The following is a 24,506-nucleotide window of genomic DNA, read 5'->3' on the forward strand; positions in this document are numbered from 1 at the left end:
GGGGTCGGAGTCAATTATTAATTGACTCCGACCCCTTTTTCATTTTTCTGTTGTGCCAGCCAGGATCTCAGCTGGGGCTCGGTCATGGGACGGGCGCGCAGAAAGCCCTGGTAGGCGGGACAACCGAGCTCGGCCAGACTGGCCAGTTGCTGTTCGGTTTCCACCCCTTCCGCCACCACTGTCAACTGGAGGATGGCCGCCAGCTCCAGCAGGCAGGCGATAATGGCCTTGTCCTGGGGACGCTGGTCGATGTGCTGGATAAAGGATCGATCCAGTTTGATTTCGTCCACCGGCAATTCGCGCAGGTAGGCGAAGGAGGAATAACCGGTGCCGAAGTCGTCGATGGACAACCCCACCCCCAGAGCCTTGATCTGGGACATGCGGGCCCGGCTTTCCTGCAGGTTTTCGAGGATCACTCCTTCGGTGACTTCCAGGGTCAGCCGGCCCGGGCTGGCGGGAAACTGTTGCAGCAACAGGGCCAGGCGGGAGACGAAATCCTGGCTGTGGAAGTGGCGGGCGCTGATATTGACCGATACCCGGCCCGCGTCCACGCCCTCGCGCTGCCAGTCCTGGATGCGGGCGCAGGCCTGGCGCAGCACCCAGTCGCCGATGTCGCAGATCAGCGAGGTTTCTTCCGCCACCGGGATAAAGTGCCCGGGCGGCACGGCCTTGCGGCCGGGAGGCTGCCAGCGCAGCAGGGCTTCGACCCCGAGCCGGCGGTTGTCGCTGACCCCGAACTGGGGCTGAAAATGCAGCTCGAGTTCCTGATCCTTGAGCGCCTGCTGCAGGGCGTTGGACAGGCGCAGACGTTCCTGCACCTCGTCGGCCATTTCCTGGCTGAAGAATACATGGCTGCCCGGGGCAATACGCTTGGCCATGTGGTTGGCGGTATCGGCCTGGCGCATGTACTCCTCCAGCTCCAGCCCGGCCACCGGAAACAGGCTGACTCCCAGGCTGGCGCTCAGGTGCAGGCGCAGACCGTCGAGCTGAAAAGGCAGCAAAAACTGTTCGCGCAGGGCGTTGGCCAGCTGTTCGGCACGGGTCTTGGCGGCGGTAAAGCCGTGGCCGAGGTTGGGGCAGAGCAGCAGGAACTCGTCGCTACCAATTCGGGCCAGGCTACTGCCCTCCTGCTGCCGGCAAAAGGCGCCGAGCCGTTCGGCAACCTGGCCGAGCAAGCTGTCTCCGCTGGCGTAACCCAGGGAATCATTGATGTTTTTAAAGTCATCCAGGTCGATCAGCAGTAAGGCGCCGCGGCTGGACTCATGCTCGGCCAGGGCCACGGTGTGGGCGATATGCTCGACCATAAAGCGACGGTTGTGCAGGCCGGTCAGCTCATCGAAATAGGCCATCTGTTCGATACGCTGTTTATCGGCTTTCTGGCCCGAGATGTCCTCGACGCAGCCCACGTGATGCACCACGCCCAGGCCGTCGCGCATCTGGCTGAAGCGAACGCTGACCGGCAGCTCGACCCCGTCGGCACGCAGCAGGCGTTGCTCGCCCTGCCACCACCCTTTGTGCTCTATGGCCTGGGTGATGGTCTCGACGCCCGCGGTATGGGGACAGTCGATGCGCAGGGCAAGGGCGGACTCGCCGATCAGGCTTTCCGGCTGGTATCCGCTCATGCGGGCGAAGGCCTGGTTGACCCGCTGGATATGGAGCCGGCCATCGGTAATGAAGATACCTTCCTGGGTTTCAAATGCCGCTGCTGCCACCATCAACGCTTCCTGATCCCGCCGGCGCAGCAACTCCGCCCTGACCCTGGGTTCAAGCTGCTCCAGCAATTGGCGTAGGGGGGCCGGCTCGGCCAGGGAATGGCGGAACAGCAGCGCCATAATGCCCATGGGCAGACCCGTTTCGTCCTTCAGGGACAGGCCGATATAGGATTCGAAACCCTGTTCGGCCAGCAGGGTATCCTCGGGGAAGCGCGCGGCGATGCCCGAGGGGTAGACGCAAACCTGGCTGCTGCCGCTGTGGCTGAAGGAGCAGGGCGTGCCCGCCAGCCGGTAGCTGAAGGGGGCCTGCAACTGGCCGTCCCGGTAGCAGGTCAGTACCCGTATCTGATCGGTGCGGCTGTGCTGCAGCCCGACCAGGGCCATGGCGGCACCAGTGAGCCCGGCCAGCTGCACCATCAGCTGGTTGAAAAAATCCTGGCCGGTATGGCGGCACAGCAGGGGCGTGAGCCTGGCCAGCAGGCCCTCGCCGTCGAGAGGAAGGGGGTCGCCGGCCGGCGCCGAGTCGAGCAGGGTGGCAACCCGGGCGGCGATGGTGGCGACGAACTGCAGGTCGGCGGGAGTCACCGGGCTGCGCGGATGACTGTATTCCAGGCTGAGCAGCCCGGTTTGTCCGCTGCCCGCGGGTAGGGGGACGTCGAGGCGGTGCTGGATGCCGTCGGCGGCGAGGTAGTCAAAGGCGCTGAGCAGGGGCTGCTGGGCGCAATGGCTGTAACTGAGCCCGCCCCGTTGCTGCAGGGTGCGCAGGTAGCGACGCTCGCCGCGCACCGGACGCAGGACGAAGGGCAAGCCCTGGCTGTAGAGCGGGCGCAGCAGTTCCTCGGTGTCATAATAACGCCAGAGAATGACCCGGTCGGCCTGTAACTGGCCGAGCAGGGTATCCATCAGCGCCGGCAGGCGATCGAGCAGGGGCCCGGGCTGGCGGTCCCACTCCTGCTGCAGTTGCCATTCCAGCAGGCCCAGTTCGTCGGCCCGAGTGGGATAGCCCATATCGGCGCTGAGCAGCCAGTGGCCCCGATCGGCAGGGGCCAGATGACACTGCCAGCGATGTCCCGCCAGGGTCAGTCCCAGGCGGCTAGCCTGGCCCCGGGCACAGGCCTGTTCCAGGCGCAGGCGATCGGCATCGGGCAACTGATCGAGCAGGGAAATGGCCGGGTCGGGCAGGGGCAGGCTGTCGATCGGCAACGGCGTAAGCGGGGCGAGTCGAAACTGGGGATCCAGCCTGAAAAAACACAAACGGTGCTGGGCTTGGTTGAGCGCAGGCAACTGCATGATGGCTTCTGTCCTTGTTCTGGTCGGTGCCGGCGGGAGCGTCACATATTGACGGTTGCCGCCGTGGTTGTAAACCGGGGCGGGATCCAGCCGGGATTTTATATATTAGTGTTTTCTAATTAATTGTTGTTGTGTATTATGGCTGAAGCTTGACTCGATAGAGGTGATGCCATGACCATCGTTAATTTCACTCCCTGGAGCGCGTTGCTCGGCGGCATGCTGATCGGCGGCGGCGCCCTGTTGTTGCTGATTGTCGGCGGACGCATTGCCGGTATCAGCGGTATTCTGGCCGGTATCGGCAGCCAGCCCGACAAGGGCTGGCGTATCGCCTTTGTTATCGGCCTGGTGGCCGTTCCCTTTATGCTGTTTTCGACCCGGTTGTCCGAGGCGCCGTCCCTGGCCGGCATACCGGTATTCAGGCTGGCGCTGGCCGGCCTGCTGGTGGGCATCGGCACCCGCCTTGGCAACGGCTGTACCAGTGGCCACGGGATTTGCGGCATGGGGCGCCTGTCACCCCGTTCCATGGTCGCGACCCTGGTGTTTATCGCCGCGGGTATCGCCACCGTCACCCTGCTTGGTTTGGGAGGTTGATCATGCTGACGCTGATTGCGCTGTTGTCCGGTGCCCTGTTCGGGCTTGGCCTGGTGGTCTCGGGCATGATAGACCCGGCCAAGGTATTGGGCTTCCTCAACCTGTTCGGAGCCTGGGATCCCAGCCTGGTAGTGGTGATGGGCGGGGCCCTGGCGGTGTTTGCACCGGGCTATTTCCTCTGGCGTAAGGGCCACAGTCGCTGTGTGCTGGGCTCCGAGCTGCCCAGAGTGCCGGCGGCGACCATAGACGCGCGCTTGGTCGGCGGGGCGCTGATCTTCGGCATCGGCTGGGGCCTGGCGGGGATCTGTCCGGGGCCGGCCATCGGCCTGGCGGGCAGCCTGCAGTGGCAGGCCGGGGTGTTTATCGCCGCCATGGTGGCCGGCCTCTGGCTGGCGGGGCGCCTTCAATCAGCTGGAAGCGGGAAGTCATAAGCTTGAAGCCGATCGCGCCATTGGTGGATGCTGTTAAGGAATCAATCAACTGAAAAGGCTGCTAACCCTTGGCAAGGGATCTGCAGCCTTTATCATGTCCTTCCAGCTTACGCCTGGTTCAGGTAATCCAGCACTACCTGGTGGTGATCCTTGGTCTTGAATTTGTCGAACACCCTGACCACCTTGCCTGCCTCGTCGAGGAGAAAGCTGATGCGGTGGATGCCATCGTATTCTTTACCCATGAATTTTTTCGGTCCCCAGACCCCGAAGGCGTCGGCCACGGCGTGATCCTCGTCGGACAGCAGGGTGAAGTTAAGCCCGTCCTTTTCCTCGAATTTCTTGAGCCGGGCCACCGGATCCGGGCTGATGCCAAGCACCGCCACGCCCAGGGCGTCAAGTTCGGCCCGGCTGTCGCGCAGGCCGCAGGCCTGCACCTTGCAGCCGGGCGTCATCGCCTTGGGATAGAAATATACCAGCACCCTGCGGCCGGCAAAGTCGCTCAGGCTGACCGACTGGCCGTTCTGATCGCACAGGGTAAAGGCCGGAGCCTGGTTTCCTTCTTTCAGATAGCTCATCTGCTGTTTTCCGTAGGTTGTTTGCGTTTAAGGCGAAAGCTGTGCCGTTCACACTCCAGTTCGCGGCACAGCCGGTCGAAGGTGTCCCCGGCTTCCTCGTCGCTCAGTTGCTCGGGCAGGTTGAGCTGGAAATGGGCCTGAAACTTGCCGGTTTCGTCGCCGGACAGGGTCTGGCTCTGCATCGCCTGGATATCCCAGCCCCGGTCGCTGAAAAACTGGGTGCAGCGGTTGACGATGCCGGGCCGGTCGGCCAGCACCATGGCCACGTCGGCACTGAGGGCGTAGCTGGGCTGGCTCAGTACCTGGGTACGCTTCATCATGGTGATGAGTTCCTGGCTCTGGCCGAACAGGGGCAAGGTAGTTTCGAGCCGGGTGATCTGGTTCCAGCTGCCGGACAGCAGCAGGATGAAGGTGAACTCGTTGCCGAAGATACCGAGCCGGCTGTCGACGATATTGCAGCCGCAGTCGGTGACGTGGCGTGCCACCTCGTTCACTATGCCGGCTCTGTTCTCGCCTATGGCGGTCACCACAAGATGATGGGTCATCGGCGGTCCGAAAAGATGCTGTGGAAAAGAGCGGCCATGTTAGCACAAAACCCCGGCGGCTCCAGCGCCTCTCTTGTATTCCGCCCACGCCGCCATTACCATGGCGAACACTTGATACTTAACGGAATTTGCCCATGTTCAGCGGCAGCATAGTGGCACTGATCACCCCGATGGACCGGGACGGCGAAGTCGACTTCGCCAGCCTGCGCCGGCTGGTGGACTACCATGTGGCGGCGGGCACCAGCGCCATCGCCGCCATGGGCACCACCGGTGAATCGCCGACCCTGAGCACCGCCGAACACCTGGAGGTGGTGCGGGCGGTGGTGGAATACGCCAACGGCCGCCTGCCGGTGATCGGCGGTTGCGGCTCCAACAATACCCGCCAGGCCATCCGCCTGAGCCGGGCCATGGAGCAGATGGGCGTAACGGCGGGGTTGTCGGTGACCCCCTACTACAACAAGCCCTCCCAGGCGGCGCTGGTGGCCCATTACAGCGCCATCGCCGACGCCACCGGCCTGCCCCAGATCCTCTACAACGTGCCCGGGCGCACCGGTTGCGATTTGCTGCCGGAAACCGTGGGCCGGCTGGCGGAACTTGCCGGCATCATCGGTATCAAAGAGGCCAGCGCGCGGCTTGAGCGCGTCAGCCAGCTCAGGGCCTGCTGTGGCGATGAGTTCCTGCTGTTCAGCGGCGACGACGACCTGGCGCTCGATTTTGTGCGCCTGGGCGGCCAGGGCGTGATCTCGGTCACCGCCAATGTGGCGGCGGCCGAGATGGCGGAGTTGTTCAGGGCGGCCCTGGCCGGACGCACGGCCGAAGCCCAGGCGGGCCAGCAGCGGCTGCTGGCGCTGCACAGGGCCTTGTTTTGTGATACCAACCCCATACCGGTGAAATGGGCCTGTGCCGAACTCGGGCTCATTGCCTCACCTATGCCGCGTTTGCCCTTGATTCCCCTTGCTCCCGACGGGCAGGAAAGGGTCAGGGCAGCGTTAATCAAAGCGGAGTTAACAGGGCGTGGATAAACCTTTGAAAACGAAAAAAATGCTAATGGGCCTGCTGGCCGTCAGTGTACTCGCCGGGTGCAGCAATCTGGAAACCCGCAGCCAGGCCAACCGCGGCTTCGATTACGAAGACGCCACCCTGCGTACCACACCGCTGCTGATCCCGGCCGGGCTGGAAGCGCCGGCTTTCAATAACGAATTTGTCATTCCCCAGGGACAGGATAAGGGCGTGACCGGCAAGGCGCTGGATATCCGTCCGCCTACCCAGGTGTTGCCGCTGGTGCGTGGTTCAGAGCTGATGGAGCAGGGCAGTGGCCTGTGGTTTTACCAGCAGCGGCTGGGTCAGCCCCTGGAACAGGAGCTGACCGAGGCGCTTCAACGCTTTTTCGAGCAGCACGAGGCGGCTGCGAATCGCGAGGCTGGAAGCTGGGTCAGCAACGGCCGGGCTATTGGCGCCGCCGAGCAGCGTTTTCGCTGGCAGTTGCTTTTGGATGCCGGACGCCGCGCGGTGGCGGTGCAGGTGAGTGCCCTCGACCGGGCCGGCAGCCTGGTCCAGGACGGCCAGCGGGCCGAGGCGTCCATGCTCAATGCCTTCTCCCTGTCCTACCAGCGGGCGCTGAGCCGCCAGCAGGAGCTGCTCGATCGCAGCCCTATCGGCTTGCAGCTGGATGGTGAGCAGGGTCGCCTGCTGGCCGCCGAGGGCTATGACCGCACCTGGAAACGGCTGGTCACCCTGCTGCCCCAGCTGGGCTTTGAGCTGACCAACCGTCAGCAGGCCCTGGGTTACGTGGACGTGGAGTTCGACGGCCTGGGCAGCGGCAAATGGCGTGATCTCGGATTGCCGGTACTGGATATTCCCGAGCAGGAATACCGCATCCAGCTGGGCGATCTGGGCAACCAGAGCAGCATCACCCTGAGCGACAAGGACCGGATCCCGGTGTCGGCCGAGGTGTTGGGCAAGGTCGCCCTCACCCTGGGCGAGGCCTTCCAGCGTACCGATCTCATCCGTTAAGGCGAACCTGTTGCCACCGGATAGCAAAGGGCCGGCAGGCCCTTTGCTATTATCACGCCCGTCACCAGGCGATTCCTCCTTGTTCTTCCTTATAATGGGTCCATGAACCAGATAGAGCAGGGGTTTATCCTCAGCCGCCACAGCCGGGACCTTCAGGGACGCACCGAAATCTGCTACTGGCTCTGCACCGAACGGGGCCCGGTGCAGCTGCTGCTGACCGGCGAACGGCCGCTGTTTATGGTGCCGGTGGCGGAGCGGGAGCGGGTGACGCGGCTGCTGGCGGCGGCGGGTATCGATTATTGCTGGGCCGAGCCCGGGCTGCAGAGCTTCGAGCAGCAACCGGTGGCGGTGCTCTACTTTCCCACCCTGGCTCTGCACCGGACGGCGGCCCAGTGGCTGAGCCGGGAAGGGGTGGCGGTCTACGAGGACGACATCCGCCTGCATGAGCGTTTTCTGATCAGCCGCTTTATCCGCGGCAGCCTGGCCTTCACCGGCCAGGAGCAACGGCGGGACGGCTACCGCCGGTTGGTCGGTGCCCGGCTCAAGGCGGCCGACTGGCGCCCGCGCTTTCGGGTGCTGTCCCTGGACATCGAATGCTCCGCCCGGGGCGAGCTCTATTCCATCGGCCTCTACGGCGAGGAGCTTGCCCGGGTGCTGATGATAGGCGAGCCCGAGCCCGCCGCCACCGACATCCGCTGGCTGGCCGACGAGCCGGCCCTGCTGCGGGCGCTGGAGCAGGAGATCCATGCCCATGATCCGGACATCCTCATCGGCTGGAACCTGGTGGGTTTCGACTTCCGCACCCTGCTGGCGCGGGCGGCCTGCCACCGCCTGACGCTGCGCCTGGGGCGGGGCGGCGAGGTCGCGCACCTGCGCGAGCAACGACTCACCGGCCAGGTGTTCCTCACCCTGCCCGGGCGGGTGGCCATCGACGGCATAGAGGCGCTCAAGACCGCCTGCTACCCGTTCGACAGCTTCAGCCTGGAATCGGTGGCCCAACGGCTGCTGGGCCGGGGCAAGCAGACCGAGGACGTGGCCAACCGGCTGGCGGCCATCAGCCGGGATTTTCGCCACAACAAGCCGAAACTCGCCGCCTACAACCTGGAGGACTGCCGCCTGGTGTGGGACATCTTCGAGCACACCCGGCTGCTCGATTTCCTGTGCCTGCGCAGCCAGCTTACCGGCCTGGAGCTGGACCGGGTCGGCGGCTCGGTGGCGGCCTTCACCCAGGTCTACCTGCCCCACCTGCACCGGGCCGGCTTCGTGGCCCCCAACCTGCCGGCGGGCGGCGGCCTGGCCAGCCCCGGCGGCTATGTGATGGACTCCCGGCCCGGCCTCTATCGCCATGTGCTGGTGCTGGATTTCAAAAGCCTCTATCCCTCCATTATCCGCACCTTCCGCATCGATCCCCTCGGTCTGGTGCTTGGCCTTGAGGAAGAGGACGCCATTCCCGGTTTTCGCGGCGGGCGCTTTTCCCGCCGCCACCATTTTTTGCCGGCCATCATCGAGGGGCTATGGCAGGCGCGGGACCAGGCCAAGCGGGAGCGGGACGGACCCCGCTCCCAGGCCATCAAGATCCTGATGAACTCCTTCTACGGGGTGCTGGGCTCGGGGGGCTGCCGCTTTTTCGACACCCGGCTGGCATCGTCCATCACCCTGCGCGGCCACGAGATCATGCAGCAGAGCGCGCGCTGGATCGAAGCCGAGGGTCACGAGGTGATCTACGGCGATACCGACTCGGTGTTCGTGCTGCTGGAAGGCGATCACGACGAGGCTTCGGCCAGCCGCGAGGGACGGCGGCTGGCGGCCCTGGTCAGCGGCCGCTGGCGGGAGAAACTGGCCGCGGAGCTGCAACTGGAGAGCTTTCTCGAACTGCAGTTCGAGAGCTATTACGCCCGCTTCCTGATGCCCACCATCCGGGGCCGGGAGCAGGGCTCGAAGAAACGCTACGCGGGGCTGCAGCTGAAAAACGGCGCCGGTGAGCTGGTGTTCAAGGGCATGGAAACGGTGCGCTCCGACTGGACGCCCCTGGCCCGGCAGTTCCAGACCGAGCTGTACCGGCGGGTGTTCGCAGACCGGGATCCCAGCGACTTTATCCGCCGGACCCTGGCCCAGATCCTGGCCGGGGAGCGGGACGCGGATCTGGTGTACCAAAAGCGGTTGCGCCGGCCCCTGGCCCAGTATGTAAAATCCCAGCCGCCCCAGGTGAGGGCGGCACGCCTGGCCGACGAGCACAACGCCCGGCGGGGGCTGCCCCTGCGTTATCAGCACAAGGGCGCTATCCGTTATGTCGTGACGGTGAACGGGCCAGAGCCCGAGGAATACCGCCAGTCGGCCATCGACTACCAGCACTATATCGACCGCCAGCTGAAACCGGTGGCCGATGCCATTCTGCCCTTCGCGGGCCTGAGTTTCGATGCCCTGAGCGGGCAGCAACTGGGGTTGTTCTAACGCGCCGGAAAGGGCTGCCGGGGATCGGATAATCCCCGGGTTTTTGTTATTTTTTATCGCTATCCTTGTCGTCCGGGTGGTAACTGCCCGGGGGCACGCCCCAGTCGTCGTCCTTCTTGCGCGCGTCTTCCTCATCCCAGTTGCGCAGTTTCATTTTGTCGCGGTTTTTCATCACCTGCTGTTCAACCCGCTTGCTGTCCTTGAGGGCGCTGACGAACAGGCCGATGACGAACAACAGGGGCAGGGCGATCCAGAGCCAGATGCTCATGGTCTAATCCTCGGTGGTGGGGCGGATAAAGCGGGCGAAAATATCGTCCAGTAACTTAAGAATATGCGTTTTTCCGGCCACCGGCCGGGTGCGGATAGCCTCGGCCACCAGGGCCGGGGTCAGGGCGGCGGCGCAAGCGTCGGCCAGGGGCCGGTAGCTCAGGTGCCAGGGCTCCATCGCCACGCCGCCGCCGTCCCGGGCAAAGGGCAGATAGAAGCCAAAGCGGCCCATATTGGCCTGCAGCCACCGGCTGAGGGGGTAAAAATAGCCCTCCTCCTGGTACTCCCAGGGCTCCAGCCGCAGCCTTTTCCCCGGCGGCAGCAGGGTTGGATCGTAGACGTCCAGATCCGTGCCCCAATGGTGGCGGCTGGTGCCGGGCAGGGCACTCCAGCGCAAGATGGCCAGGATGCGTTCCGGCTCGGGCAGGGCGAGGGCGTCCAGCGGCCGGCTGTCCGCGTCCAGCAGCGGGCGGCTGCCCTCGAACTTGCCGTTCCAGATGGCCAGCTGTCGCTCGAAACTGCGAAAGCTCGAAGCCGGAGCCAGGGTAAAGCCGGCCCGGGCCGCGGCCGCCTGCAGGGCGGCGAAGGCCGCCGCCGCTTCCGGCTGCAGCCGGTGGCCCGGCTCGGCCAGGGGCACCAGGTGGCCGTCGGTCAGGCCGAGCAGGGCCTCGGGGGTCATGCCAGCAGGCGCTCCAGTATGCCCTGATACATGTCGGTGAGTTGCTCCAGATCGGCTATTTTCACGCACTCGTTGAGCTTGTGGATGGTGGCGTTGACCGGGCCGAGCTCGATCACCTGGGCGCCGGTCTGGGCGATGAAACGGCCGTCGGAGGTGCCGCCGGTGGTGAGCAGCGCCGGCGCCTGGTGGCGCACCGCCTGCACCGCCGCCACCGTGGCCGCCAGCAGATCGCCCTGGTCGGTGAGGAAGGGCTTGCCGTTGAGCAGCCAACTGATGTCGTAGTCCAGGCCGTGGGCGTCGAGCACGCTGTGCACCCTGGCCTGGATCTTGGCCTGGTCCAGCTCGGTGCTGAAACGGAAGTTGAACTGCACCTGCAGCTCGCCGGGAATGACGTTGGAGGCGCCGGTGCCGGCCTGGATGTTGGCGATCTGGAAGCTGGTGGGCGGGAAGAACTCGTTGCCCTTGTCCCAGACGGTGTTGGCCAGTTCCGCCAGGGCCGGCGCGGCCTTGTGCACCGGGTTGTCCGCCAGGTGCGGATAGGCCACGTGGCCCTGCACGCCCTTGACGGTGAGAGAGCCGGTGAGCGAGCCACGGCGGCCGTTCTTGACCACGTCGCCCACCTCGCTGGTGGAGGAGGGCTCGCCCACCAGGCACCAGGTGATCTTCTCGTTGCGCGCTTCCAGGGTGTCGACCACCCGGGTGGTGCCGTTGATGAAGGGGCCTTCCTCGTCGCTGGTGATCAGGAAGGCAATGGAGCCCTGGTGATCCGGGTGCTCGGCGACGAAGCGCTCGGTGGCCACCACCATGGCGGCGAGCGAGCCCTTCATGTCGGCCGCGCCCCGGCCGTGCAGGTAGCCGTCGATCTCGGTGGCCTCGAAGGGCGGGGTGTGCCACTTGTCGAGCGGGCCGGGCGGCACCACGTCGGTGTGGCCGGCAAAACAGAATACCGGACCCTCGCTACCCTTGCGGGCCCAGAGGTTGGTGGTGTCCTCGAACACCATGGTTTCGAGCCGGAAGCCGAGGGCTTGCAGGCGTGCGCCCATCAGCTCCTGGCAGCCTTCGTCTTCGGGGGTGACCGAGGGGCGGTTGATCAGATCCCTGGCCAGGGCCAGCACGGCGGAGTCAGTCATTCTAGTCCTTGATTATCGGTTGAACAGGCGGGAGTAAAGCTCGGGCTTGAAGCCCAGATGGAGCTCGCCGTCGAGATTGAGCAGCGGGCGCTTGATCATGGCCGGATGGGCCAGCAGCAGGGCGGCGGCGGTGTCCGGGCCCAGGGCGGCCTTGTCGGCTTCCGGCAGGGCGCGGTAAGTGGTGCCCCGTGTATTGACCAGCGCTTCCCAGCCGAGTGCCGTTAGCCAGAGGTCCAGCTCCGCCGGTTCCAGGCCGTCTGTCCTGTGGTCGACGAAGCGGTAGTCGATGCCCTGCTGTTCCAGCCATTTGCGGGCTTTTTTGACGGTATCGCAGTTCTTGATGCCGTAGAGGGTAATGGTCATGAGTGTGTCCTGTAAAAGCCTGGCCGGGATTTTGGCACTTAAGCCCCGGGCCTGCAACCGGCCCGCCCGGCCGCAAAATGGCGCCAGGTCAAGGATTTCCCCGTCATACCAAAATACACTGGCGCATCCTCGGGGCTTTGGGTAGTGTTAGCGTTTTTAAAATTCCCGTCGCAGCCGCAAACAGGTCCGTACCCCGGTGCGTGTCCGTTGTTCGTCGCGGCACTTTATTCAGTTCGCCGTTCAACGATTAAAGAGAAAAGGGGAAAGGTTTGGAACTCAAGGAGTACTGGAGCGACCGCTGTCACTCCAGCGATTTTAAACTCACCCGCATCGGTTTTGTGGCCATTCGTTTCCGCTGGCTGGTTACCCTGCTGATTATCGGCATTGCCGGCTGGATAGCGGTAGACTGGTGGGTGCTGGATCCGGCCCATTTCAAGCTGATCTGGAAAATCCGTCTGATCACTGGCGTCATGCTCACCCCTTTATTGCCGTTAAGCTACCTGTGCAAGCTCAACCGGCGCTGGATGTTCGCCTCGCTTTACTGCCTGCTCGGCATCCTGCTGGTGTTCAACCTGGTCAGCCTGTGGAGCTTTCGCGACGGCACCCCCATTCCCGTCGGCTATATCGCCTTTCCCTATTTTCTGCTGGCGCTGCTGAGCGTGTTGCCACTGCCGGTGAAGTCGGGGTTGCGGGTGGCCATCCTGGTCACCCTGTCGGTGCTGGCCACCGATTATTGGCTCGATTCCCGCAGCCTCGATAACGGCGCCCTGCTCGACCGTATCTGGCTGCTGCTGGCCTTCAGCCTGACCATGATCTGGGTGCAGGTGGGGCAGTTGCGCATGCTGCTCGATCTCTACCGAGAGTCGACCCGGGATCCTCTGACCCGGTTGATGAACCGCCGGTTGTTTGTGCGCCAGCTGGAAGATGTGCGCTACCACAGCGCTCCCGACCGGCCCTACACCCTGATCCTGATGGACATGGACAGGTTCAAACGCATCAACGACGATCACGGCCACCTGATGGGGGACGAGGTGCTGGTGAGCGTGGCCAATACCATCATGGACATTTTCGGGAGCGAGGCCATAGTGGCCCGCTACGGCGGCGAGGAATTCATGGTGTTGCTGCCCGATACCCCGCTCGAACAGGGACAGCGGCAGGCCGAAACCCTGCGCCTGGCGGTGGAATCCCAGCCGGTGGAAAATCCCCTCGGCGAGGGGGAGGTGATGGTCACCATCAGTGCCGGCGTGGTCGAGGGCAGGCCCGACAGCGAGACTCAGGGCCTGCTCAGGCGGGCCGACGAAGCCCTCTACGCGGCCAAGAGCCGGGGCCGAAACTGTGTGGTGGCGCAAGCGTGAACGAACCGTCCCGGCGGTGGTGGTTTGGGGGCAGCCCTTGGCTTATACTGCGGCCCAAGCCCCCACAACACCATCATCCCCCCTCCGGGACCACAATAAAAAGCGAGATGTCTTATGCCCAAAGCACATCAGGAAAAACGTGCCCTCTACGTACCCTATGCGGGGCCGGCCCTGCTGGAAACCCCCCTGCTGAACAAAGGCAGCGCCTTTAACAAGGAAGAGCGGATTTCCTTCAACCTGGACGGCCTGCTGCCCCACAATATCGAAACCATCGAGGAGCAGGCGTCCCGTGCCTACAAGCAGTACACCTCCTTCCAGAACGATCTCGACAAGCACATCTACCTGCGCAATATCCAGGATACCAACGAAACCCTGTTCTACCGCCTGGTGCAGAACCACCTGAGCGAGATGATGCCCATCATCTACACCCCGACTGTGGGCCAGGCCTGTGAGGAGTTTTCCAACATCTACCGTCGGGCCCGGGGCCTGTTCATCTCCTACCCGGACCGGGACCGTATCGACGATATCCTGCAAAACGCCACCAAGCGCAACGTCAAAGTCATCGTCGTGACCGACGGCGAACGTATCCTGGGGCTGGGCGACCAGGGCATCGGCGGCATGGGCATTCCCATCGGCAAGCTGTCTCTGTACACCGCCTGCGGCGGCATTTCGCCGGCCTATACCCTGCCGGTGGTGCTGGATGCGGGCACCAACAACCCGCAATTGCTGAAGGACCCCATGTACATGGGCTGGCGCAACCCCAGGGTGACCGGCGAGGAGTACGAGCAGTTCGTGGACGCCTTCATCAAGGCGGTAAAGCGCCGCTGGCCCAATGTGCTGCTGCAGTTCGAGGATTTCGCCCAGAAGAACGCCATGCCCCTGCTCAACCGCTACAAGGACGAGCTGTGCTGCTTCAACGACGACATCCAGGGGACCGCCGCCGTGACCCTGGGATCGCTGATTGCCGCCTGTCAGGCCAGCGGCAGCAAGCTGTCCGAAAAGCGGGTGGCCTTCCTCGGCTCGGGCTCCGCCGGCTGTGGTATCGCCGAGCAAATCGTGGCGCAGATGAAGGCCGAGGGCCTGAGCGATACCAAGGCCCGGGAGCGGGTGTTCATGGTGGATCGCTTCGGCCTTATTACCGACAACATGCCCAACCTGGTGGACTTCCAGCGCCCCCTGGCCCAGTCCCTCGACAATATCCGGGACTGGCAGGTGGCGGGGGAGAACATCTCCCTGCTGGAGGTGATGCAAAATGCCAGGCCCGACATCCTGATCGGGGTGTCCGGCCAGCCGGGCCTGTTCACCGAGGAGGTGATCAAAACCATGCACGCCCACTGTCCGCGGCCCATCGTCTTCCCCCTGTCCAACCCCACTTCCCGGGTGGAGGCGACGCCCGAAGACATCATCAACTGGACCGACGGCCAGGCCCTGGTGGCCACCGGCAGCCCCTTTGCGCCGGTGGAGTACAAGGGCAAGCTGTATGAAATCGCCCAGTGCAACAACTCCTATATTTTCCCCGGCATCGGCCTGGGTGTGCTGGCAGCCGGCGCCCGTCGGGTCACCGACGCCATGCTGATGGCGTCGAGCCGGGCACTGGCGGCCTGTTCCCCCCTGGCCCAGGACGGCGAGGGCGCGCTGTTGCCGCCGCTGTCGGATATCCAGTTGGTCAGCCGGCAGATTGCCAAAATGGTAGCCAAAACCGCCCAGTTGCAGGGGCAGGCGCTGCAGACCTCGGACGAGGTGCTCGAGCAGGCGATTGATGCCAACTTCTGGAGTGCGGAATACCGCAAATACCGCCGGGTGTCCTTCTAAGGCTCCGGGGCTTTGATAACACAAGGCATGCCCCGGCATGCCTTGATACCTGGTTTTGGCTGACAACGTGCGCTGAAGATACTTTTCGTTATTTTACTACATTAAATCCCGATAAATTGCCTGCCCTTTCTGAATTTACTCTTATGTAATTAAATTACGTTTAAGGGTGATATTCTGATCCGGATCAATACCCATTAAAGGGTATCTCCTACACTGCTATCAAATCCTTGGGCAAGCCCTGCGGGCCAGGGTTTCGCCAAGGTTTTTACGTTAGAGTGAGGAGTATCCCTATGGCCGTTTCAACCCTGCAAGAGCTGGACACCCTGGTGGCCCGCGTCAAGGCAGCCCAGCACCGTTATGCCGGCTTCAGCCAGGAGCAGGTGGACAAGATCTTCCGCGCCGCGGCCCTGGCCGCCAACAACGCCCGTATTCCGCTGGCCCAGCAGGCGGTGGCCGAGACCGGCATGGGCCTGGTGGAAGACAAGGTGATCAAAAACCACTTCGCCTCCGAGTACATCTATAACAAGTACAAGGACGAGCGCACCTGTGGCGTGCTGGAGGAGGACAGTGACTTTGGCACCATCACCATCGCCGAGCCGGTGGGCCTGATCTGCGGCATAGTACCCACCACCAACCCGACTTCCACCGCCATCTTCAAGGCACTGATCGCGCTCAAGACCCGCAACGGCATCATCTTCTCGCCCCACCCGCGGGCCAAGGGCGCCACCTGCGAAGCCGCCCGCCTGGTACTGCAGGCGGCGGTCGAGGCCGGCGCGCCGCGCGACATCATCGGCTGGATTGACACCCCCTCGGTGGCCCTGTCCAACCACCTGATGCAGCACCCGGACATCAACCTGATCCTGGCCACCGGCGGGCCCGGCATGGTAAAGGCGGCCTATTCCTCCGGCAAGCCGGCCATCGGCGTGGGCGCGGGCAATACCCCCGTGGTGATCGACGAGTCCGCCGACATCAAGCGGGCGGTGGCGTCCATCGTCATGTCCAAGACCTTCGACAACGGCGTGGTCTGCGCCTCCGAGCAGGCGGTGATCGTGCTGGACCAGGTCTACGACCAGGTCAAGGCCCGCTTCCAGAGCCACGGCGGCCATGTGCTGCCTGCCGCCGACGCCGACAAGGTACGGGCGGTGATCCTCAAAAACGGTGCCCTCAACGCCGATATCGTCGGCCAGCCGGCCCAGGCCATCGCCGCCATGGCAGGGGTGGAGGTGCCGGCCGGCACCCGTATCCTGATCGGCGAAGGGCTGGCCATCGGCCACGATGAGCCTTTCGCCCATGAAAAACTGTCGCCGACGCTCGGCATGTTCCGCGCCCGGGACTTCGCCCAGGCCCTGGACATGGCGGAGCAGATGGTGATCCTGGGTGGCATCGGCCACACCTCCACCCTCTATACCGACCAGGATCTCAACGCCGAGCGCATCCGCCAGTTCGGCGATCGGATGAAGACCGCCCGCATCCTGGTCAATACCCCGGCTTCCCACGGGGGCATCGGCGACCTGTACAACTTCAAGCTGGCGCCGTCCCTGACCCTGGGCTGCGGCTCCTGGGGCGGAAACTCCATCTCCGAAAACGTGGGACCCAAGCACCTGATCAACCGTAAAGTCGTGGCCAAGAGGGCGGAAAACATGCTGTGGCACAAGCTTCCCAAGTCCATCTACTTCCGCCGGGGCTGCCTGGCCGAGGCCTTGACCGACCTGGGCGGCAAGCGCCGGGCCATGGTGGTGACCGACGCCTTCCTGTTCAACAGCGGTTACGCCGACAAGGTCGGCCGCTTGCTGAAGCAGCAGGGCATGGAGGTGGAGGTGTTTCATGAGGTGGAAGCGGATCCGACCCTGGCCACGGTACGGCAGGGGGCCGAGCGCATGCTGCGCTTCCAGCCCGACGTCATCGTCGCCCTGGGCGGGGGTTCCCCCATGGACGCGGCCAAGATCATGTGGGTGATGTACGAGCATCCCGACACCCACTTCGAAGAGCTGTCCATGCGCTTTATGGATATCCGCAAGCGCATCTACCGCTTCCCGAAAATGGGAGGCAAGGCGGCCATGGTGTGCATCCCCACCACCTCGGGCACCGGCTCGGAAGTGACCCCCTTCGCGGTGGTGACCGACGACCAGACCGGCATCAAGTACCCGCTGGCGGACTACGAGCTGACCCCGGACATGGCCATTATCGATGCGGATCTGGTGATGAACCTGCCCAAGTCCCTGACCGCCTTCGGCGGCCTGGATGCGGTCACCCACGCCCTGGAAGCCTATGTGTCGGTGCTGGCCAACGAATACGCCGACGGCCAGGCGCTGCAGGCCCTGACCCTGCTGAAGAACCATCTGCCGGCGGCCTACCACAAGGGAGCCCGGGATCCGCTGGCGCGGGAGAAGGTGCACAATGGCGCCACCCTGGCCGGGGTGGCTTTCGCCCAGTCCTTCCTCGGGGTCTGCCACTCCATGGCCCACAAGCTCGGCGCCGAGTTCCACCTGCCCCACGGCCTGGCCAACGCCCTGCTGATCAGCAACGTCATTCGCTACAACGCCAATGACAACCCGACCAAGCAGACCGCCTTCAGCCAGTACGACCGGCCCCAGGCCAAGTGCCGCTACGGCGAGGTGGCGGTGCACCTGGGCCTGGCCGCGGTGAACGACAGCAACGACACCAAGGTGGAGCAACTGGTGGCCTGGCTGGACGGGCTCAAGGTCGAGCTGGGGGTGCCGGCTTCCATCCGCGACGCCGGGGTCAACGAGGCCGACTTCCTGGCCAAACTCGATGAACTGGCCATCGCCGCCTTCGACGATCAGTGCACCGGCGCCAACCCGCGTTACCCGCTGATTGCGGAACTCAGGCAACTGCTGGAAGACAGTTTTTATGGCCGGGCCTTTTGCGAGGACGACAGGGGGCCATCGGAAGAGCGCAAGGGCAAGGTGAAAAAACCTAAGGCCAGGGCAAACTGACCCCGGGAGCCTGGCCTTATCATGGCAAACCGCCGGTCCCTGGATCGGCGGTTTGCCGTTGGTGGGGCTAGGGCGGCGGCGGGCCTGAAAAGCGCGATTTGGTCCCCATATTGGCCAATACCGGCCTTACTGGCGCTCGACGCTGCTGGGTTGCCCCGCTATAATGCCGCGTCTGATTTGCCGCGAAGACCTTATGTCTTCACCAGGATTCAAGGAAGCAGCCCGGGCTGTTTTAAAACCAATCACAGGGTCAGCACCACGGTGCTGAAGAAAATTGAGGTAGAAGAATGCAAGTTTCTGTAGAGACGACCCAAGGCCTGGAGCGCCGTCTGACCATTACCGTTCCGGCTGAGAAAGTGACCGGCGAAGTCAACAGCCGCCTGCGTCAGCTGGCCAAAACCCGTCGTATCGACGGTTTCCGTCCTGGTAAGGCTCCGCTGGCCATCGTCAAGAAAATGTTCGGTCCCTCCGTCGAAGCCGACGTGGCCGGCGACCTGATGCAGCGCAATTTCTTCGAAGCCGTGATCAGCGAAAAGCTGAACCCGGCCGGCATGCCCACCATGGAGCCCGCGCCCATCAAGGCCGGCGAGGACTTCACCTTTACCGCCATTTTTGAAGTGTACCCCGAAGTGGAAGTGAAGGGACTGGACGCCGTGTCTGTTGAAAAGCCCCAGGCCGAAGTGACCGAGGCCGATCTGGACAAGATGATTGACACCCTGCGCAAGCAGCACGCCGATTGGGTTGCCGTTGAGCGCGAGGCCGCCGATGGCGACCGGGTAACCATGAACTTCGTGGGATCCGTGGACGGCGAGGAATTCGAAGGCGGCAAGGCCGAGGATTTCGTGCTGGTGCTGGGTTCCGGCCGCATGATCCCGGGTTTCGAGGACGGCCTGCTGGGCAAGAAGGTCGGTGACGACTTCACCATCGAAGTGACCTTCCCCGAGGAATACCACGCCGAAAACCTGAAGGGCAAGCCGGCCCAGTTTGCCATCGCCCTGACCAAGGTCGAGGCCCAGCAACTGCCCGAACTGACCGAGGAATTCGTGCAGCGCTTCGGCATCGCCGACGGCTCCGTCGAGGGCCTCAAGGCCGAAGTGCGCAAAAACATGGAGCGCGAGCTGGCCCAGGCACTGAAGGCGTCCGTCAAGGAGCAGGTGATCGACGGTCTGCTGGCCCAGAACCCGGTGGATGTACCCAAGTCCCTGATCGACGGCGAAATCGACAACCTGCGCAAGCAGGCGCTGCAGCGTTTTGGCGGCATGGACCCCAAAAACGCCCCGCAACTGCCGGCCGAGCTGTTCCAGGAACAGGCCGAGCGCCGTGTGCGTGTGGGCCTGCTGCTGGGTGAAGTGATCAAGCAAAACGAGATCAAGGCCGACGACACCAAGGTGCAGGAAATCATCGCCTCCATGGCGTCTGCCTACGAAGATCCGGCCGAAGTGGTCGCCTACTACAACGAGAACCAGCAACTGCTCGAGAGCGTGCGCAACCTGGCCATCGAAGATCAGGCCATCGAGTTCGTACTGGCCCAGGCCCAGGTCACCGAGAAGCAGGTCGGCTTCGATGACGTGATGAACAAGCCGGGCGTTGGCGCTTAAGAAGATTTGACTTAAGCGATAAGCTCTTGCGTATAATGGCCCCAGTGTGAGTGCACTTGGGCCATTTTGTTTTAGGGACAATATCTTATGTCGAACAATCAGAATCCGATGATGGACGGGCCCCTGGCCGCCCTGATCCCCATGGTGGTGGAGCAGACTGCCAAGGGAGAGCGTTCCTACGATATCTATTCGCGCCTGCTGAAAGAGCGGGTGATCTTTCTGACCGGCCAGGTCGAAGACCACATGGCCAACCTGATCTGTGCCCAGTTGCTGTTCCTGGAGTCCGAGAATCCGGAAAAGGACATCTATCTGTATATCAACTCCCCGGGCGGTTCGGTGACCGCGGGCATGTCCATCTACGACACCATGCAGTTCATCAAGCCGGACATCAGCACGGTGTGCATGGGCCAGGCCTGCTCCATGGGTGCCTTCCTGCTGGCGGGCGGGGCTGCGGGCAAGCGGTTTGCGCTGCCCAACAGCCGGGTGATGATCCACCAGCCCCTGGGCGGCTTCCAGGGCCAGGCATCGGACATCCAGATCCATGCCAAGGAAATTCTCTACATTAAAGAAAAGCTCAATCGCCTGCTGGCGGAACACACCGGCCAGGAACTGGCGGTGATCGAGCGCGATACCGACCGTGACAACTTCATGTCGGCGGCCCAGGCCAAGGAATACGGCCTGGTCGACGAGGTGCTGTTCAAGCGCGACTGAGCAAAGCGGGACGGGCTGCTGTACACTTTTATTCAAGCGTCGGCAGCGCTCCCGTCCTGCAGGCATACGAGGTGACTGAATGACAGATAAACGCAAGGGCGAAGGGGATGGCGGCAAACTGCTGTACTGTTCTTTTTGCGGTAAAAGCCAACATGAAGTACGCAAGCTGATCGCCGGCCCTTCCGTCTATATTTGTGACGAATGTGTCGAGCTGTGCGAAGACATCATCCGCGAAGAGATCAAGGACATTTCCCCCAAGCGGGAAGGCAGTGCCCTGCCTACGCCCCACGAAATCCGCGCCCACCTGGATGACTATGTCATCGGTCAGGAGCATGCCAAGAAAGTGCTGGCGGTGGCGGTGTACAACCACTACAAGCGGCTGCGCAACGCCGGCTCCACCGACGGCGTCGAGCTGGGCAAGTCCAACATCCTGCTGATTGGCCCCACCGGCTCGGGCAAGACCCTGCTGGCCGAAACCCTGGCCCGGCTGCTGGACGTCCCCTTCACCATGGCCGACGCCACCACCCTGACCGAAGCCGGTTACGTGGGCGAGGACGTGGAGAACATCATCCAGAAGCTGCTGCAAAAGTGCGACTACGACGTCGAAAAAGCCCAGCGCGGCATCGTCTACATCGATGAAATCGACAAGATTTCCCGCAAGTCCGACAATCCCTCCATCACCCGGGATGTGTCCGGCGAAGGGGTGCAGCAGGCCCTGCTGAAGCTGATTGAAGGCACTGTTGCCTCGGTACCGCCCCAGGGCGGGCGCAAGCATCCCCAGCAGGAATTCCTGCAGGTGGACACCTCCAAGATCCTGTTTATCTGCGGCGGCGCCTTTGCCGGCCTGGACAAGGTGATTGAACAGCGCATGGACAAGGGCACCGGCATCGGCTTTGGCGCCGAGGTCAAGACCAAGAGCCGGCAGGCCAGCCTGAGCGACATCTTTACCCGGGTGGAGCCCGAGGATCTGGTCAAATACGGCCTGATCCCCGAGTTCATCGGTCGTCTGCCGGTGGTGGCGACCCTCACCGAGCTGGACGAAGATGCCCTGGTGCAGATCCTGTCCGAGCCCAAGAACGCCCTCACCAAGCAGTATGGGGCCCTGTTTTCCCTGGAAGAGGTGGAACTGGAATTTCGTGACGATGCCCTGCGCGCCATTGCCCGCAAGGCCATGGAACGCAAGACCGGCGCCCGGGGCCTGCGCTCCATTGTGGAAGCGGTGCTGCTCGACACCATGTACGACCTGCCGTCCATGACGGACGTGGCCAAGGTGGTGATCGACGAAACCGTGATCAAGGGCGAATCCGCGCCTATCCTCATCTACCAGAAAGGCGAGGCCCAGGCCGCTTCCGGCGACTGAATGGGGTATTTTTGACCGAATAAGGGGGCCTTTGGCCCCTTTTGCCGTTTTTGCCCGCCGTGGCGATTGAATCTTGCGATCCCGCCCCCATATACTGCCCAAGCGCTAACAAATTGCATTCAAGCCGAGAGGACACTATGACCCTAGAGCGTTCCGAACGCATCGAAACCCCCGTCCTGCCTCTCCGTGACGTGGTTGTGTATCCCCATATGGTGATCCCGCTGTTCGTAGGCCGGGAAAAATCCATCCGCTGCCTGGAAGCGGCCATGGAGCAGGACAAAAAGGTGCTGCTGATCGCCCAGAAAGATGCGTCTACCGATGATCCCGGGGCAGACGACCTCTACCGGGTCGGTACCGTGGCCAATGTGCTGCAGCTGCTCAAGCTGCCCGACGGTACCGTCAAGGTGCTGGTTGAAGGGGGCCAGCGGGCCCGGCTGGAGCAGCTGCGCGAGCAGGACGGTTATTTCGTGGCCGAGGCCCAGTATCTGGCCACCGATCCGCTGGACGAGCGCGAGCAGGAAGTGCTGGTGCGCTCCGCCATCACCCAGTTTGAAGGCTACATCAAGCTCAACAAGAAGATCCCGCCCGAGGTGCTGACCTCCCTGTCCGCCATCGAGGACGCGGCCCGCCTGGCCGACACCATGGCGGCGCACATGCCGCTCAAGCTGGAAGACAAGCAGAAGGTGCTGGAAATTGCCCAGGTGGGCGAGCGCCTCGAGTTCCTGATGGCGATGATGGAATCGGAAATGGATCTGCTGCAGGTGGAGCGCCGTATCCGCGCCCGCGTCAAGAAGCAGATGGAAAAGAGCCAGCGCGAGTACTATCTCAACGAGCAGATGAAGGCCATCCAGAAGGAATTGGGCGAGCTGGACGATGTGCCCGACGAGTTTGAGGCGCTGCAGCAGAAAATCGAAGACGCCGGCATGACCGAGGAAGCCCGTAAAAAGGCCGAGGCGGAGCTGGCCAAGCTGAAAATGATGTCGCCCATGTCGGCGGAGGCCACCGTGGTGCGCGGCTACATCGACTGGATGGTGTCGGTGCCCTGGAAAAAACGCTCCAAGGTAAAGAAGGACCTGGCCAAGGCCGAGGAAATCCTCGATGCCGACCACTATGGCCTGGAAAAGGTCAAGGAACGCATTATCGAATACCTGGCGGTGCAGAGCCGGATCAACAAGCTGAAAGGCCCCATCCTGTGCCTGGTGGGACCGCCCGGGGTGGGCAAGACCTCGCTGGGCCAGTCCATTGCCAAGGCCACCGGGCGCAAGTATGTGCGCATGGCGCTCGGCGGGGTGCGCGACGAGGCGGAAATCCGCGGCCACCGCCGCACCTATATCGGCTCCATGCCCGGCAAGCTGATCCAGAAAATGGCCAAGGTGGGCGTACGCAACCCGCTGTTCCTGCTGGACGAGATTGACAAGATGTCCTCCGACATGCGCGGCGACCCGGCCTCGGCGCTGCTCGAGGTATTGGATCCGGAGCAGAACCACAGCTTCAACGACCACTACCTGGAAGTGGATTACGATCTGTCCGATGTGATGTTCGTGGCCACCTCCAACTCCATGCACATTCCCGGCCCCTTGCTGGATCGGATGGAAGTGATCCGGCTGTCGGGTTATACCGAAGACGAAAAGCTCAACATTGCCAAGCGTCACCTGCTGGAGAAACAAATCAGCCGTAACGGCCTGAAGGACGGCGAGCTGGTGGTAGAGGATTCCGCCATTATCGGCATTATCCGCTACTACACCCGGGAGGCCGGGGTGCGCAGCCTGGAGCGGGAAATTTCCAAGCTGTGCCGCAAGGCGGTGAAGGAAATCCTGCTCAACAAGGACATCAAGCAGGTCGTTATCAGTGGCGACAACCTGAAGAACTACCTGGGTGTGCACCGCTTCGACTACGGCAAGGCGGAGGAGCACAACCAGGTGGGGCAGGTGACCGGCCTGGCCTGGACCGAGGTGGGCGGCGATCTGCTGACCATAGAAGTGGCCAATGTCCCCGGCAAGGGCAAGCTGAGCTACACCGGCTCCCTGGGCGACGTGATGCAGGAATCCATTCAGGCGGCGATGACGGTGGTGCGCTCCCGGGCCGAAAAATGGCGCATCAATGCCGACTTCCACGAGAAGCGCGATATCCATGTACACGTGCCGGAAGGCGCCACGCCCAAGGACGGTCCCAGCGCCGGCATCGCCATGTGCACCGCCTTGGTGTCCAGCCTCACCGGCAATCCGGTGCGGGCCGATGTCGCCATGACCGGCGAGATCACCCTGCGCGGCGAAGTGCTGCCCATCGGTGGCCTCAAGGAAAAGCTGCTGGCGGCCCACCGGGGAGGTATCAAGCGGGTGCTGATCCCCAAGGAAAACGAGCGGGATCTGGAAGAAATTCCGGAAAATGTGAAGCAGGATCTGGAGATCCACCCGGTACGCAGGATAGAGGACGTGCTGGAGCTGGCGCTGGAGCAGCCGCCCGAGGGCTTTTCCGTCGCATCGGCGTGAGCTTTTTCGTGCCAAGTCATGGTTTGAGGCTTGTCAGCGGCCATGACTCGCAGTAGCCTTGGGTGGATTTTATCGGGGGGCCGGCCGGCGAGGATGCTGCCGGCGGTCCGTCGCTGGAGCGACAGGTCCGGGACTCCGGCCATAACGCCAACAACGAACATCAGGGTTGCGTCATCT

General features: G+C 63.2%; 19 protein-coding genes. 12 read left to right on the forward strand and 7 right to left on the reverse strand.

From position 1 onward, the window contains the following. Positions 1-17: 17 nt before the first annotated feature. Positions 18-3,002: a sensor domain-containing phosphodiesterase gene (locus tag C7I36_RS02900; protein WP_106452234.1), complete on the reverse strand. Its 2,985-nt coding sequence runs from the start codon at positions 3,000-3,002 to the stop codon at positions 18-20. A gap of 171 nt (positions 3,003-3,173) precedes the next feature. On the opposite strand from C7I36_RS02900, the gene C7I36_RS02905 reads away from it, so the two are divergent. Both C7I36_RS02905 and C7I36_RS02910 read left to right on the forward strand, forming a co-directional pair. Beyond that, entirely contained in the window at positions 3,174-3,593 is a 420-nt protein-coding gene (locus tag C7I36_RS02905; RefSeq protein ID WP_106452235.1) for a YeeE/YedE family protein, read from the forward strand. Positions 3,594-3,595: 2 nt separating this feature from the next. Next, the gene (locus C7I36_RS02910) at positions 3,596-4,024 is read left to right on the forward strand and encodes a DUF6691 family protein (protein WP_106452236.1); all 429 of its coding nucleotides are present in this window, start codon (positions 3,596-3,598) and stop codon (positions 4,022-4,024) included. A 107-nt stretch (positions 4,025-4,131) separates the two neighbouring features. On the opposite strand, the gene bcp is transcribed toward C7I36_RS02910, so the two are convergent. Both bcp and C7I36_RS02920 read right to left on the reverse strand, forming a co-directional pair. Beyond that, on the reverse strand, positions 4,132-4,599 hold the full coding sequence (gene bcp / locus C7I36_RS02915) for a thioredoxin-dependent thiol peroxidase (protein ID WP_106452237.1): 468 nt from the start codon (positions 4,597-4,599) through the stop codon (positions 4,132-4,134). Next, positions 4,596-5,144 (reverse strand): glycine cleavage system transcriptional repressor, encoded by a 549-nt coding sequence (locus tag C7I36_RS02920; RefSeq protein WP_106452238.1) that lies wholly within the window; start codon positions 5,142-5,144, stop codon positions 4,596-4,598. The genes bcp and C7I36_RS02920 overlap by 4 nt, the downstream gene beginning before the upstream one ends. Positions 5,145-5,278: 134 nt before the next feature. Here C7I36_RS02920 and dapA point away from each other — a divergent pair, with 134 nt between their 5' ends. From dapA to C7I36_RS02935, 3 genes are all read left to right on the forward strand, one after another. Further along, positions 5,279-6,166 (forward strand): 4-hydroxy-tetrahydrodipicolinate synthase, encoded by an 888-nt coding sequence (dapA, locus tag C7I36_RS02925; protein WP_106452239.1) that lies wholly within the window; start codon positions 5,279-5,281, stop codon positions 6,164-6,166. A gap of 4 nt (positions 6,167-6,170) precedes the next feature. Next, a complete protein-coding gene (bamC, locus tag C7I36_RS02930) occupies positions 6,171-7,157 on the forward strand; it encodes an outer membrane protein assembly factor BamC (protein WP_245880017.1) in 987 nt (328 codons plus the stop codon). 102 nt (positions 7,158-7,259) lie between these two features. After that, complete coding sequence (locus tag C7I36_RS02935; RefSeq protein WP_106452241.1) at positions 7,260-9,608, forward strand: DNA polymerase II; 2,349 nt, start codon at positions 7,260-7,262, stop codon at positions 9,606-9,608. 46 nt (positions 9,609-9,654) lie between these two features. Here the strand turns inward: C7I36_RS02935 and C7I36_RS02940 are convergent, their stop codons facing one another. Genes C7I36_RS02940 through C7I36_RS02955 form a run of 4 tightly spaced genes read right to left on the reverse strand, consistent with a single transcriptional unit; the run spans position 9,655 to position 12,047 of the window. Then, on the reverse strand, positions 9,655-9,876 hold the full coding sequence (locus C7I36_RS02940; RefSeq protein ID WP_106452242.1) for a hypothetical protein: 222 nt from the start codon (positions 9,874-9,876) through the stop codon (positions 9,655-9,657). Positions 9,877-9,879: 3 nt separating this feature from the next. Further along, the gene (locus tag C7I36_RS02945) at positions 9,880-10,554 is read right to left on the reverse strand and encodes a M15 family metallopeptidase (RefSeq protein WP_106452243.1); all 675 of its coding nucleotides are present in this window, start codon (positions 10,552-10,554) and stop codon (positions 9,880-9,882) included. After that, positions 10,551-11,684: a succinyl-diaminopimelate desuccinylase gene (gene dapE / locus C7I36_RS02950; RefSeq protein ID WP_106452244.1), complete on the reverse strand. Its 1,134-nt coding sequence runs from the start codon at positions 11,682-11,684 to the stop codon at positions 10,551-10,553. The genes C7I36_RS02945 and dapE overlap by 4 nt, the downstream gene beginning before the upstream one ends. Before the next feature lie 12 nt (positions 11,685-11,696). Continuing rightward, entirely contained in the window at positions 11,697-12,047 is a 351-nt protein-coding gene (locus tag C7I36_RS02955; protein ID WP_106452245.1) for an ArsC family reductase, read from the reverse strand. Positions 12,048-12,316: 269 nt separating this feature from the next. Here C7I36_RS02955 and C7I36_RS02960 point away from each other — a divergent pair, with 269 nt between their 5' ends. From C7I36_RS02960 to lon, 7 genes are all read left to right on the forward strand, one after another. Next, positions 12,317-13,402: a GGDEF domain-containing protein gene (locus C7I36_RS02960; protein WP_106452246.1), complete on the forward strand. Its 1,086-nt coding sequence runs from the start codon at positions 12,317-12,319 to the stop codon at positions 13,400-13,402. A gap of 114 nt (positions 13,403-13,516) precedes the next feature. Beyond that, positions 13,517-15,214, forward strand: coding sequence for an NAD-dependent malic enzyme (locus C7I36_RS02965; protein WP_106452247.1), 1,698 nt, complete (start codon positions 13,517-13,519; stop codon positions 15,212-15,214). 290 nt (positions 15,215-15,504) lie between these two features. Then, positions 15,505-18,171 (forward strand): bifunctional acetaldehyde-CoA/alcohol dehydrogenase, encoded by a 2,667-nt coding sequence (gene adhE, locus C7I36_RS02970; protein WP_106452248.1) that lies wholly within the window; start codon positions 15,505-15,507, stop codon positions 18,169-18,171. Positions 18,172-18,458: 287 nt separating this feature from the next. Further along, positions 18,459-19,769, forward strand: coding sequence for a trigger factor (tig, locus tag C7I36_RS02975; RefSeq protein ID WP_106452249.1), 1,311 nt, complete (start codon positions 18,459-18,461; stop codon positions 19,767-19,769). An 87-nt stretch (positions 19,770-19,856) separates the two neighbouring features. After that, complete coding sequence (gene clpP, locus C7I36_RS02980; protein WP_106452250.1) at positions 19,857-20,480, forward strand: ATP-dependent Clp endopeptidase proteolytic subunit ClpP; 624 nt, start codon at positions 19,857-19,859, stop codon at positions 20,478-20,480. A gap of 79 nt (positions 20,481-20,559) precedes the next feature. Beyond that, entirely contained in the window at positions 20,560-21,840 is a 1,281-nt protein-coding gene (gene clpX, locus C7I36_RS02985; RefSeq protein ID WP_106452251.1) for an ATP-dependent protease ATP-binding subunit ClpX, read from the forward strand. A gap of 137 nt (positions 21,841-21,977) precedes the next feature. After that, a complete protein-coding gene (gene lon, locus C7I36_RS02990; RefSeq protein ID WP_106452252.1) occupies positions 21,978-24,329 on the forward strand; it encodes an endopeptidase La in 2,352 nt (783 codons plus the stop codon). Positions 24,330-24,506: the final 177 nt, after the last annotated feature.

This window comes from Zobellella taiwanensis, assembly GCF_003012795.1.
GTDB classification, from domain to species: domain Bacteria; phylum Pseudomonadota; class Gammaproteobacteria; order Enterobacterales; family Aeromonadaceae; genus Oceanimonas; species Oceanimonas taiwanensis.